Raw genomic sequence first — 12716 nt, 5'->3', positions numbered from 1 at the left:
CGCGTGACGGGCGGCCGCCCCCGTCCCCCAACACCCAGCGCCCACTCCCCCCCCCCCCCCCGGCCCCCGGGCGCTACCACCCACCACGGGTGATCCCTCCCGGCGGCCGGAACGCAATGCTTGCCGCTGAGGGGTTCGCGCGCCGCCCCGCCTGGCGGTCCGGAGACGCCCCGTCGGTCACGCGAGGAGGAGCCATGACCGAGTCGCGTGGAACGACACCGGGCACCGGACCGTCGCATGCGTTCGGCGGGGCGGCCGCAGATCCGGGACAGGGACCGGGAGACGCCATGACGGTGCTCGCCCGGTCGTGGCTCTGGATCCTGGGGTCGGCGCTCGTGACGATCGTCCCGGGTGTGCTGATCCTCGTCTGGCCGGACGAGACCCTGCACGTCCTCGCCGTTCTCATCGGCCTCTATCTGCTGCTCATGGGCGCGCTGCGGTTCGTCACGGCCTTCTCCCGGGAGGGAGCCGGGGAACGGCTGCCCGGGCTGCTCATCGCTCTGCTGTTCGTCCTGGCCGGGGTGCTCTGCCTGCGCAACCCGCTGCAGACCATCGCCGCGCTGTCACTGATCGTCGGGCTCGCCTGGCTGGTGTCCGGCATCCTCACGCTCTACACCGCGATCTCCGCCGAGGACCTCCCGCACCGCGGGGTGGTCCTCGGCGGCGCGCTGCTCGGCATCGTCGCCGGGATCGTGGTGCTCGTCCTGCCCACCGAGTCGGCGCGGGCGCTGACCCGGCTGCTCGGGCTGTGGCTCGTGCTGCTGGGCCTGGTCGAGCTCGCGGTCGCCCTCGCCTGGCGCTCCGCGACACGCAAGGCGGCCACCGCACAGGCCGCCCCGCGGAGCACTTCGTGAGACACCCCGCGGGCGGCACGGCCGCGCCTCCCCGGCCCCGGCCCGCCGCCGCGGGACCGCCGGACGGTTCCGGCGCACCGCCACGAGTACCACCGGACGGCGGTGACGCACCGGCCACGATCACCCGCCTGGGGTGAGGCCACCCCGCCCCGCCCCGCGCACGCTGGGATCGGCACACACCGGCCCGGCCGGCTGGACGGGCCGGAGCCCCGGACTGAGGAGAGAAATGAGCGCGCAGACCTACCTCGCGTACGACTATCCACTGCTGAGCGCCTTCTGGACGATGCTGGTGTTCTTCCTGTGGATCATGTGGTTCGTCCTGCTGTTCCGGGTCATCGTCGACGTCTTCCGTGACGACGGCATGAGCGGCTGGGCCAAGGCCGGCTGGACGCTCTTCGTGATCGTGGTCCCCTTCCTGGGCGTCCTCGTCTACCTGATCGCCCGCGGCAAGGGCATGGGGGAGCGGGAGATGAACCAGGCACGGGCCCAGCAGGCCGCCTTCGACTCCTACGTCCGGGAAACCGCGCAGGGCGGCGCGGAGCGCAGGAGCAGCGCCGACGAACTCGCCAAGCTGTCCGAGATGCGCTCGCGCGGCGACATCAGCGACGACGAGTTCCGCAGGGCGAAGGAACTGGTCCTCAGCGCCGGCGGCACCGGCACCGGCACGGGCACGGCCACCGGCACGGCGCAGCAGCCCGCTCGCGGCGTGCCGACCTCGTCCGGACGCTGAGCATCTCCCACCACGACGAATGGAGGTATTGGTATGACCGCGTCACCGCGCACCAGCTCGCACACCCGGACCGCCAAGCAGCAGTGGGCCGGCGGACTGACCGCCTTCGCGGGCATCATGCTCATGATCGCCGGACTGCTCAGCCTGTTCCGCGGCATCATGGCGATCGCCCAGGACGACGTCTTCGTCACGACCCCGAACTACGTCTTCAAGTTCGACCTCACCAGCTGGGGCTGGATCCACCTGGTACTCGGTGTGATCGCGGTGGCCGTCAGCTTCGGTCTGTTCGGACCGTCGATGTGGGCACGGGTCGCCGGTGTGGCCATCGCCGGGCTCGTCATCATCGCCAACTTCCTGTCCCTGCCGTACTACCCGGTCTGGTCGGTCGTGATGATCGCGCTGTCCGGCTTCATCATCTGGGCCCTGTGCGTCGTCAAGCGTGACGACGCCTCCGCGATGACCTAGCACCGGGGCCACGACCCCCCGTCACCGTCGTGCCGAGGAGGACGCATGGACAGGTATCCGCCCATCGCGGAGCACGGAATGGTGGGTGACCTCCAGACGGCGGCCCTGGTGTCGTCCGGCGGAACCGTCGACTGGTGGTGCACCCCCCGTTTCGACTCGCCCAGCGTCTTCGCCTCGCTGCTGGACAGCGAGCGCGGCGGTCACTGCCGGCTGGCGGCGGAGCATCCGGACGGCGACGGCATGTCCGTACGCCAGCTGTACCTGTCCGACACGGCGATCCTGGTCACCCGGTTCATGGGGCCCGGCGGCGTCGGCGAGGTCGCCGACCTCATGGTCCCCATCGACTCGGCCGAGCCCACCGGCCGGCACCGTCTGATCAGGATCGCCCGGGTCGTGCGGGGCACCCTGCCCTTCGTCCTCACCTGCCGGCCGCGCTTCGACTACGGGCGCGCCCGGCACTCCCTGACCCTCACGGACGGCCATGCGGCCGTCCTGCGGGGCCCGGGCACGGACCTGCACGTCCAGACCACCGGCGGCATCACGCTGCGGGCCGACGGCGACGACGTCACCGCCCGCTTCACCCTCTCCGCCGGTCAGGCCGCCGCCGTCGTCCTGACCACCACGGACGGGGGAGCCCCGGCTCCCGAGACGCCGTCCCTGGCCGGCGTCGCCGAGGACCTGGAGCAGTGCCGCGACTTCTGGCTCACCTGGCTGCGGTCCTGCACCTACCGCGGCCGCTGGCAGGAGGTGGTCAACCGCTCGGCGATCACCCTCAAGCTGCTCACCTACCGGCCGACCGGGGCACCCGTCGCCGCGGCCACCATGGGACTGCCCGAGCAGGCGGGCGGCGAGCGCAACTGGGACTACCGCTACACCTGGATCCGGGACGCCTCCCTGTCCGTCGGCACCCTGATCGACCTGGGCTTCCTGGACGAGGCGTACGCCTTCCGCCGCTGGCTGCGCGACCGCGTCGAGGCCGGCGGCACCACCTCGGGCGACCCCCTGCAGATCATGTACCGGGTGGACGGCGACCCTCACCTCACCGAGGAGACCCTCGACCACCTGGAGGGCTACCTGGGCTCACGGCCGGTACGGGCGGGCAACGCGGCAGCCGACCAGCTCCAGCTCGACATCTACGGGGAGGCCTCCGACGCCTTCGTGGTCGGCAAGGACGTCGGAGCGATCCGCGGCTGGAAGGCGCTGAGGGGCGTGCTGGACTGGCTGGCGGGCAACTGGGACCGCCCCGACGAGGGCATCTGGGAGACCCGCGGGGGCCGGCAGAACTTCACCTACAGCCGGCTGATGGCCTGGGTGGCGTTCGACCGGGGCATCCGCGCGGCCACCGCGTTCTCCCGCCCGGGCGACGTCGAGCGCTGGACGGCCGCCCGGGACGCGGTCTTCGAGCAGATCACCGAGCGCGGCTGGCACGACAAGCGGAAGGCCTTCGTGCAGCACTACGACACCGACGTGCTGGACGCCTCGCTGCTGCTGATGCCCCGGGTCGGCTTCCTCTCCCCGCACGACCCGGACTGGATCAGCACCCTCGACGCCATGGACGAGGAACTGGTCAGCGACAGCCTGGTCTACCGGTACGACCCCGCCGCGTCCCCCGACGGACTGCGCGGCTCCGAGGGCACGTTCAACCTCTGCAGCTTCCTCTACGTCGAGGCGCTCGCCCGCTCCGGCCGGCTCCTGCAGGCCCGGCACGCCTTCGACAAGATGCTCACCTACGCCAACCACGTCGGCCTGTTCGCCGAGGAGATCGGCCCCTCGGGCGAGCAGCTCGGCAACTTCCCCCAGGCGTTCACCCACCTCTCGCTCGTCACCGCCGCCAGGGCGCTCGACGAGGAGCTGAACCGGGCGAACGCGATGCCGAGCGACGGCGGGACGCGGCACCCCGGCGTCCACGGCTTCAGGGTGCCGCCCGAGGCCGCGGACGGAGGCACCGCGGGTGACTGACCAGGCGGTGCCGGCCGCGGTCCCGCCGGGGGAGCGGCGGGTCCTCGCCGCACTCGCCCTCGCCCAGTTCATCTGCAGCTTCGCCGGCTCCAACATGAACGTGATGATCAACGACATCAGCAAGGACCTGGACACCACGGTCCAGGGGGTGCAGATCTCCATCACCCTCTTCCTGCTGGTCATGGCCGCGCTGATGATCCCCGGCGGCAAGATCACCGACCGGTACGGCCGCAAACGGTGCTTCCTCGCCGGTCTCGTCGTCTACGCCGTGGGCGCGCTGCTGTGCGCGGTCGCACCGGGACTCGGTGTCCTCATCCTCGGCAACTCGATCCTCGAGGGCGTCGGCACCGCCCTGCTGATCCCGCCGGTGTACATCCTCACCACGCTGCTGTACCCCGACGTCACCTCCCGCGCCCGGGCCTTCGGGGTGATCATGGCGCTGGGCGGCATCGGCGCGGCGGCGGGACCGCTGATCGGCGGGCTCATCACGACCGGCATCAGCTGGCGGGCGGCCTTCGTGTTCCAGGCGCTGGTCATCGCACTGATCGTGTGGCTGAGCCGCGGTATCCGGGACCCCCTGCCCCCGGACCCGCACCGCGCGTTCGACACCGGGGGTGCGGTCCTGTCGGCCACCGGCCTGGTCCTCATCGTCATGGGCATCCTGGCGGCGGACAACGACGTCTGGCTGACGATCGCGCTGCTCGTCCTCGGCGGCCTCGTCCTCGCCTGGTTCTTCCGGTCCACGCGCGCGAAGGAACGGGCCGGCCGCGAGCCCCTGCTCTCGCTGAGTCTGTTCCGCGACCGCACCTCCAACCTGGGGCTCGTCACGCAGAACGTCCAGTGGCTGCTGCTCATGGGCACGTCCTTCACGGTGGCCGCCTACCTCCAGGTGGTCCGCGGTTACGACGCCATCCGGACCGGAGTGATCTTCACGGCGGCCACGCTCGGGCTGCTGCTGACCTCGCTGGCCGCCGAGCGGCTGGCCGAGCGGCGGTCGCAGCGGACACTGGTCATGACCGGCTTCGCGCTCTCCGTCGTGGGCGTGGCGGCCCTGGTCGCCCTGGTCGCCTCCTTCTCCACCGCCTGGGCCTTCGTGCCCGGGCTGCTGCTCATCGGGCTGGGACTCGGCGTGATGCTGACCCCGTCGGTGAACGTCGTCCAGTCGAGCTTCCCGGAGGAGCGGCAGGGCGAGATCTCGGGGCTGTCGCGCAGCGTGTCCAACCTCGGTTCGTCGTTCGGCACCGCCATCGCGGGCACCATCCTCGTCGCCGGGCTCACCACTGGGGCCTACGCCGCCGCGATGATCACCCTCGGCGTGATCGGCCTCGGCGGCCTCGCCGCGGCTGCCCGCCTGCCCCGCGCGCCGGGCCGCTCGGCAGCAGGGGACGCGACGGCCTCCACCGCGCCTGGAACCGGGGCCTCCACCACGCCTGGGACCGAGGCCGGCACCGCGCCTGGGACCGAGGCCGGCACCGCGCGTGGGACCGAGGCGGAACCGCCCGTCCCGGACCCCGGACGCCCCCCTGCCCCGCGCCGCCCGCACCGCGCGTGACATCATCGGCCCCGGTCAGGACCGACGCCGAACGCGGTGGCAGGAGCCGCACGAGGAGCACGATGAACCCCGGTCTCACCGCCCCGCCCGCGGTGGGCACCTCGCTGCTGGACGACTTCTCACTGGAGATGACCGGCAAGGACGTGCCGAAGCTGGAGGAGGCGCGCCACAGCATCCCGCCGGGCACGCGGATCAACGTCACCTTCCTGGCGGGCGAGGACCTCGCCACCCGGCTGGCCGCGGCCCGCGCGGTCAAGCGGCTCGGCTTCGTCCCGGTGCCGCACATCTCCGCCCGTCGCCTGCCCTCCCGGGCCCACCTGGAGGAGTTCCTGGCCGGCCTCGCCGCGGACGGCACCGCCGAGAACGTGTTCGTCGTCGGCGGCGACCCCGCCCGCCCCGAGGGCCCGTACCCGGACGCCCTCTCCGTGATCCGCACCGGGCTGCTCCAGCGGCACGGCGTGCGCCACATCGGCATCAGCGGCTACCCCGAGGGCCACCCCGCCATCACCGACCGCACGCTGTGGTCCGCGCTCACCGACAAGTCGGCGGCCCTCGGCGCCGAACGGCTCACGGGCGACGTCATCACCCAGTTCGGCTTCGACGTCGACCCCGTGCTCGGCTGGCTGGAGGCCGTCCGCGCCCGGGGCGTCGCCCTGCCGGTCCGCATCGGCGTACCCGGCCCGGCCGGGGTGCGCCGGCTGATGACCTACGCCGCCCGCTTCGGCGTCGGCACCAGCGCCTCCGTGGCCCGCAAGTACGGCTTCTCGCTGACCAACCTGATGGGCACGGCCGGCCCCGACCGCTTCCTGCACGCCCTCTCCCGGCACCACGACCCCGCCCGGCACGGCAGGGTGAAGGTGCACTTCTACACCTTCGGCGGGCTGCGGGCCACGTCCGAGTGGATAGCCCGGTTCCGGCACGGCGAACGGACGGACTGACCCCGCGGGGCGAATCGGCGGCCGCCTGGCCACCGGGACGTACGTGTCGGATTCTCGCCAGCGAGGGACCCCCGTGGTGTCCGATCCTTGAGCCATGCAGACAGGGCAGACAGGGATGCACCACGACCGGGAGCGCTGCGTACGTGCCGTGCGGTCCAAGGACGCGCGGTTCGACGGATGGTTCTTCACAGCCGTCCTGACCACCCGCATCTACTGCCGGCCGAGCTGCCCGGCCGTGCCGCCCAAGGCGGAGAACATGACGTTCCTGCCGAGCGCGGCGGCCTGCCAGCAGGCCGGCTTCCGGGCCTGCAAGCGCTGCCGCCCCGACACCAGCCCCGGCTCCCCGGAGTGGAACCTGCGCGCCGACCTGGTGGCCCGGGCGATGCGGCTGATCGCCGACGGGGTGGTGGACCGCGAGGGCGTACCCGGGCTGGCCGCACGGCTCGGGTACAGCGCACGGCAGGTGGAACGCCAGCTCCTCGCCGAGCTCGGCGCCGGACCCCTCGCCCTGGCCCGGGCCCAGCGCGCCCAGACCGCGCGGCTGCTCGTCGAGACGACCCCGCTGCCCATGGCGGAGATCGCCTTCGCGGCCGGCTTCTCCTCCATCCGGGCCTTCAACGACACCGTCCGCGAGGTCTTCGCCCTCTCCCCGAGCGAGCTGCGCGCCCGGGTGCCCGCAAACCGCGCGGCGAGCACCCCCGGCACCCTCGCGCTGCGGCTGCCGTTCCGTGCCCCGCTCAACCCGGACAACCTCTTCGGCCACCTCGCCGCCACCGCCGTACCGGGCGTGGAGGAGTGGCGGGACGGCGCCTACCGGCGCACGCTGCGACTGCCGTACGGACACGGCATCGTCGCCCTCACCCCGCGCCCCGACCACATCGCCTGCCGGCTCACCCTCGGCGACCCGCGCGACCTGACCGTGGCCATCAGCCGCTGCCGGCGCCTGCTCGACCTGGACGCCGACCCCGTCGCCGTCGACGAGCGGCTGCGCGCCGACCCGCTGCTCGCCCCGCTGGTCGACCGGGCACCCGGCCGCCGGGTGCCGCGCACCGTCGACGAGGCCGAGTTCGCCGTCCGCGCCGTGCTCGGCCAGCAGGTCTCCACGGCCGCCGCCCGCACCCACGCGGCCCGCCTGGTCGTCGCGCACGGCAAGCCCCTGGACGACCCCGAGGGCGGCCTCACCCACCTCTTCCCGTCCCCCGAGGCGCTGGCCGCCGTGGACCCCGAGACCCTGGCCATGCCCCGTACCCGCCGCACCACCCTCACCACCCTGGTACGCCGACTGGCCGACGGCACGCTGCACCTGGGCGTCGAGTCCGACTGGGCCGAGGCCCGGGCCCGGCTGCTCGCCCTGCCCGGCTTCGGCCCGTGGACGGCCGACGTCGTCGCGATGCGGGCCCTGGGCGACCCCGACGCCTTCCTCCCCACCGACCTCGGGATCCGGCGCGCCGCCCGGGAACTGGGCCTGCCCGCCACCCCGGCCGCGCTCACCGCCCGCGCCGGGTCCTGGCGACCCTGGCGGGCCTACGCGGTCCAGTACCTGTGGGCCGCGGACGGACACCCCATCAACTTCCTGCCCGTGTGAGGACGTTCACGATGAAGCAGCACACCGTCACCGACAGCCCCTACGGCCCCCTGACCCTCGTCGCCGAGGACGGCGTCCTCTGCGGCCTCTACATGGCCGGCCAGCGCCACCGCCCACCCGAGGAGACCTTCGGCGACCCCGACGACACCCCCTTCGCCGAGGCCCGGGAGCAGCTCTCCGCCTACTTCGCCGGCGAGCTGAAGGAGTTCACCCTCGAACTCCGCCTGTCCGGGACCCCGTTCCAGCGCGGCGTCTGGGACCGGCTGACCCGCATCCCCTACGGCGAGACCCGCTCCTACGGCGAACTCGCCACCGAGCTGGGCAACCCCGGGGCGTCCCGCGCGGTCGGCCTCGCCAACGGCAGGAACCCGATCGGCATCATCGTGCCCTGCCACCGGGTCATCGGCGCCGCCGGCGACCTCACCGGCTACGGCGGCGGCCTCGACCGCAAGCGCCGCCTCCTCGACTTCGAACGGGGACCGGCGCTGTTCTAGCCCCCGTCACGCGGCCGTCCGAGCCCCTGCTCCGGCTCGCCCAGGCGGCTCAGCAGAGCCGGCAGCGCCGTGCCGATCGGCTCGCGGACGATCTCGTCGGCCAACTCGTCGTACGGTGTCGGCTCGGCGTTGACGATGATCAGCCGCGCCCCGTGGTCGGCGGCGACGCCGGCGAGGCCTGCCGCGGGCTGGACCTGGAGGCTGGTGCCGACGGCGATGAAGATCTGGCATGCCTGGGTGATGGCGACCGCCTCGCCGAGGACGACCGGGTCGAGCCGTTCGCCGAACATCACGGTCGCCGACTTCAGGACGCCGCCGCACGTCAGGCACGGCGGGTCGGCCTCACCGGCCTCGACCCGGGCCAGCGCGTCCTCCATCGGCCCCCGGGCATGGCACCTGGTGCACACCACGCTCCGTGCGGTGCCGTGCAGCTCCAGGACCTTGCGGGCGGGCATCCCGGCGAGCTGGTGCAGCCCGTCCACGTTCTGCGTGATCACCCTGACCGGAACCCCGATGCGCTCCAGTTCGGCCACGGCCCGGTGCGCGGCGTTCGGTCCGCGGTCGCGCGCTCCGTTCGCGCGGCGCATCTGCCACGACCGGCGCCGGATCTCCGGATCGGCCATGTAGTACTCGTACGTCACGAGCTTCTCGGCCTCCGGGTCCCGCCGCCACAGCCCGCCCGGGCCGCGGTAGTCGGGGATGCCGGAGTCGGTGGAGATGCCGGCCCCGCTCAGCAGGGCGACGAGGGGCTTGGTCATACGGCCGAGGGTAGGACGGCGATCAACGGCACCGCGAACGGATATCTCGGGGTAAGGCCCCGGCGAGGGCACCGGCTGCTAACGTCCCGGCATGGCCAAGGTGACCGTCTCGCTCGACGCGCAGCTCGTCGTCGAGGTCATGGTGCTCGCCGGCGTCGGCAATCCGCAGGACGCCGTGGAACTCGTGGTCCGCGACTACATCGAGCGCGGACACCGCACCGAGGCGCGCGTCGCCGAGCGCGAGGAGGCGCTGCGCGACGTGGACGCCAGGCCCCCGGACCCGGAGGGCTGAACCCCCGGCCCCTCAGGCGACCCGGTGGCCGTTCTCCAGCTCCGCCGTGCCCGCGCCCTCCGCCAGGACGTCCAGCGCCGCCAGCACCCGGCGGCCGAGGGCGCCGGGCAGATGGTTGGGGAGGTCCTCGCGGGGCACCAGGCGCCAGGACAGCAGCTCCTCCTCCTGCAGCCGGATGGCGTCGAACTCGGCCCCGGTGAGGACTCCGCCGTCGTACAGGTAGGCCACCAGCGGCGGCCGTCCCGTGCCGGCCACCCAGTCCACCGCCAGCAGTTGGCCGAGCTCCCGGTCCAGGCCGATCTCCTCCAGGGTCTCGCGGCGGGCACCCTGGCGCGGAGTCTCCCCGTCGTCGGACTCGACGGTCCCGCCCGGAAGGGCCCACCCCTCGCGGTAGTTGGGCTCGACGAGCAGCACCCGCCCCTCCGGGTCCCGGAAGAGCGCGGCGGCCGCGGCGAGGACTCGGGGCAGGCTCGCGATGTACGCGGCGAAGGTGTCCGTGCTGGTCATCCAGGAAGGGTAACCGGACACCGGACGGCCAGGTCGTGTCCGCAAAGTCACGCCTGCGTCGCGGCGTCCGGCACGCACTCTCGCCGCACCGGCCGAAAGGCCGAGTACACCCGGTACGAGGGCATCCGGCCGGCACGCCGAGAGCACGGACCGGACGCCGCAACGCCCGCCCTGCGGGCGAACGACGCGGCTTCGCGGGCACGACCTAAGCGCCGTCGGTCGCCAGGCGCACGGTGCGTTCGGCCAGCGCACTGATCCGCACCCCGTCGAAGCCGAACACCGCGCTGCGCACCGTGTCCTGGAGCGGCTCGGTCCACCGGGCCGGGATCGCGGCCGCACCGGTCATCACACCGGCCACCGAACCGGCCGTCGCGCCGTTGGAGTCGGTGTCCAGGCCGCCGCGGACGGTGAGGGCGATGGTCCGGGTGAAGTCGCCGTCGCCGTACAGCAGCCCCGCGGTCAGGACGGCCGCGTTGGGGACGGTGTGGATCCAGCCGAGCCCGGACGTCTCCTCGGACACCGTGTCCAGGGTCTCCTCCCAGGACAGGCGGGCCCCGTGCAGGGACATCACCCGGCGCACGGTACGGGCCAGCCTGCTGCTCGCCGGGATCACGGCCAGGGCGCTCTCCAGCGCGTCGCGCACGTCCGGCGCGGTGAGCGCCGCGGAGATCAGCGCGGCCGCCCACATCGCCCCGTACACGCCGTTGCCGGTGTGCGACAGCACCGCGTCCCGGCGGGCCAGCGAGGCCGCGCGGCGCGGGTCGCCCGGGCAGGCCCAGCCGTGCACGTCGGCCCGGATCAGGGCGCCGATCCACTCCTGGTAGGGGTTGTCGTACGTCGCCGTCAGCGGCGGCTTCAGACCGTTCGCGAGGTTGCGGTACGCGGCCCGCTCCGCGGTGAAGGTCTGCAGGTACGGCAGCCCGAGCAGCCACAGGTCGCCGACCTGCTCGGTGCTGAAGCCGAAACCGTGGGTCTCCAGCAGGTGCAGGCCGAGGATCGCGTAGTCGACGTCGTCGTCCCGGCAGCTTCCGTGGACGCGGCCGCGCACACACCGGCGCCACTCGGGCCGCAGCAGGGCGGCGTCGGCCGGGTCGGCGGGCTCGGGCAGGTAGTCGGTGAGCGGCAGCGCGTCCGCCCGGCGCAGATAGCGGTCGATGCGATCGCGCGTCCACACCTCGCCCTGCTCGACCGGCTTGCCGAGCATGTTGCCCGCGATCCGGCCGAGCCAGCCGCCGTGGACGCGATCGGCCAGGTCCGGCCCGTCGTCGAGGTCACTCATGGCTGGTGCCTACCCGGTTTCCCCGGCCGCCTCCCGGCCGTTTCCCACCCTTCGGGCAGGGCATGGCGGCGCGGACGTCCTGCGGTTATGGTCACAGCGGCGCGACTGGCCCCGACGTGCGCGGGGCCCGGAGAGCAAGGGGAATGCAAGGTGGCGGACGCTGCAGTGAACGGGACCCGTCGGGTGCTCATCGCCGCGGACAAGTTCAAGGGCTCGCTGACGGCCGTGGGGGTCGCCGAGCGGGTCACGGCCGGGCTGCGCAGGGTCGTGCCCGGTCTCGAGGTCGAGGCGCTGCCGGTGGCCGACGGCGGCGACGGCACGGTGGACGCGGCCGTCGCGGCCGGCTTCGAGCGCCGTGAGGTCCGGGTGGCAGGGCCGCTCGGACAGGAGGTCCCGGCCGCGTACGCGCTGCGCGGCGACACCGCGGTCGTGGAGATGGCCGAGGCGAGCGGGTTGCAGCGGCTGCCGGCCGGCGTGTTCGCGCCGCTGACCGCCTCGACGTACGGCTCGGGTGAGCTGTTGCGCGCCGCGCTGGACGCGGGCGCGCGGACGATCGTGTTCGGCGTCGGCGGCAGCGCCACGACGGACGGCGGCGCCGGGATGCTGTCGGCGCTGGGCGCGCGGTTCCTGGACGCGGACGGGGAGCCGGTGCCGCCGGGCGGCGGCGGTCTCGCCGCGCTGGCGCGGGCCGACCTCTCCGGGCTCGACCCACGCCTGGACTCGGTGGAACTGGTCCTCGCCAGCGACGTCGACAACCCGCTGACCGGTCCGAAGGGCGCACCCGCCGTGTACGGCCCGCAGAAGGGCGCCACCCCGGACGACGTGGCGGCCCTGGACGCCGCGCTCGCCCACTTCGCCGAGGTGCTGGAGACCGCCGCGGGCCCGCGTGCCGCCGACTTCGCGGCGGCGCCGGGCGCGGGCGCGGCCGGCGGCATCGGCTACGGCGCCCTCCTGCTGGGCGCCCGGTTCCGGCCCGGGATCGAGGTCATGCTGGACGTGCTGGGCTTCGCCCCGGCGCTGGAGCGCGCCTCGCTGGTGATCACCGGTGAGGGTTCGCTGGACGAGCAGACCCTGCACGGCAAGGCTCCTGCGGGGGTCGCCGCCGCGGCCCGCGCGGCCGGGAAGGAGGTCGTCGCGGTCTGCGGGCGGCTCGCCCTGCCCGAGGAGGCGCTGCGGCGGGCCGGGATCGGCCGGGCGTACCCGCTGACGTCCGTCGAGCCGGACGTGGCGAAGTGCATCGCGGACGCGGGGCCGATCCTGGAGCGGGTCGCGGAGCGGATCGCACGGGACCTGCTGGGCTGAG

The 12716-nt window shown here is 73.7% G+C and carries 13 protein-coding genes; 10 read left to right on the top strand and 3 right to left on the bottom strand.

Features of this window, described 5'->3' with window-relative positions:
• The first annotated feature begins 194 nt into the window (after positions 1–194).
• The 8 genes from ACWCPN_RS26985 (at position 195) to ACWCPN_RS26950 (ending at position 8577) form a co-directional block, all read left to right on the top strand.
• Positions 195–854, top strand: coding sequence for an HdeD family acid-resistance protein (locus ACWCPN_RS26985; protein ID WP_451211021.1), 660 nt, complete (start codon positions 195–197; stop codon positions 852–854).
• Between the two features lie 226 nt (positions 855–1080).
• Positions 1081–1584: an SHOCT domain-containing protein gene (locus ACWCPN_RS26980; RefSeq protein ID WP_451211018.1), complete on the top strand. Its 504-nt coding sequence runs from the start codon at positions 1081–1083 to the stop codon at positions 1582–1584.
• Between the two features lie 33 nt (positions 1585–1617).
• Positions 1618–2049, top strand: coding sequence for a DUF7144 family membrane protein (locus tag ACWCPN_RS26975; protein ID WP_451211015.1), 432 nt, complete (start codon positions 1618–1620; stop codon positions 2047–2049).
• Positions 2050–2094: 45 nt separating this feature from the next.
• On the top strand, positions 2095–4008 hold the full coding sequence (locus tag ACWCPN_RS26970; protein ID WP_451211012.1) for a glycoside hydrolase family 15 protein: 1914 nt from the start codon (positions 2095–2097) through the stop codon (positions 4006–4008).
• The gene (locus ACWCPN_RS26965) at positions 4001–5560 is read left to right on the top strand and encodes an MFS transporter (RefSeq protein WP_451211009.1); all 1560 of its coding nucleotides are present in this window, start codon (positions 4001–4003) and stop codon (positions 5558–5560) included. The genes ACWCPN_RS26970 and ACWCPN_RS26965 overlap by 8 nt, the downstream gene beginning before the upstream one ends.
• 62 nt (positions 5561–5622) lie before the next feature.
• Complete coding sequence (locus tag ACWCPN_RS26960) at positions 5623–6498, top strand: methylenetetrahydrofolate reductase (protein WP_451211006.1); 876 nt, start codon at positions 5623–5625, stop codon at positions 6496–6498.
• Positions 6499–6613: 115 nt separating this feature from the next.
• A complete protein-coding gene (locus ACWCPN_RS26955) occupies positions 6614–8083 on the top strand; it encodes an AlkA N-terminal domain-containing protein (protein WP_451211054.1) in 1470 nt (489 codons plus the stop codon).
• Between the two features lie 11 nt (positions 8084–8094).
• On the top strand, positions 8095–8577 hold the full coding sequence (locus ACWCPN_RS26950; protein WP_451211003.1) for a methylated-DNA--[protein]-cysteine S-methyltransferase: 483 nt from the start codon (positions 8095–8097) through the stop codon (positions 8575–8577).
• Here the strand turns inward: ACWCPN_RS26950 and ACWCPN_RS26945 are convergent.
• Positions 8574–9335, bottom strand: a complete 762-nt coding sequence (locus ACWCPN_RS26945) for an SIR2 family NAD-dependent protein deacylase (protein ID WP_451211000.1) — start codon at positions 9333–9335, stop codon at positions 8574–8576. The genes ACWCPN_RS26950 and ACWCPN_RS26945 overlap by 4 nt on opposite strands.
• A 91-nt stretch (positions 9336–9426) precedes the next feature.
• On the opposite strand from ACWCPN_RS26945, the gene ACWCPN_RS26940 reads away from it, so the two are divergent.
• Positions 9427–9627 (top strand): type II toxin-antitoxin system VapB family antitoxin, encoded by a 201-nt coding sequence (locus ACWCPN_RS26940; protein ID WP_199212677.1) that lies wholly within the window; start codon positions 9427–9429, stop codon positions 9625–9627.
• Positions 9628–9639: 12 nt separating this feature from the next.
• On the opposite strand, the gene ACWCPN_RS26935 is transcribed toward ACWCPN_RS26940, so the two are convergent.
• Positions 9640–10134 (bottom strand): NUDIX domain-containing protein, encoded by a 495-nt coding sequence (locus ACWCPN_RS26935; protein ID WP_451210997.1) that lies wholly within the window; start codon positions 10132–10134, stop codon positions 9640–9642.
• Between the two features lie 205 nt (positions 10135–10339).
• Positions 10340–11413 carry an ADP-ribosylglycohydrolase family protein gene (locus tag ACWCPN_RS26930; protein ID WP_451210994.1) on the bottom strand — a complete coding sequence of 358 codons (1074 nt, stop codon included), beginning with the start codon at positions 11411–11413 and terminating at the stop codon, positions 10340–10342.
• A 165-nt stretch (positions 11414–11578) separates the two neighbouring features.
• Here ACWCPN_RS26930 and ACWCPN_RS26925 point away from each other — a divergent pair, with 165 nt between their 5' ends.
• The gene (locus ACWCPN_RS26925; RefSeq protein ID WP_451210991.1) at positions 11579–12715 is read left to right on the top strand and encodes a glycerate kinase; all 1137 of its coding nucleotides are present in this window, start codon (positions 11579–11581) and stop codon (positions 12713–12715) included.
• Position 12716: the final 1 nt, after the last annotated feature.

This window comes from Streptomyces sp. NPDC002386 (assembly GCF_053593175.1).
The sequence above is the reverse complement of the archived record's forward strand: the minus strand, read 5'-3'. Positions and strand labels throughout refer to the sequence as shown.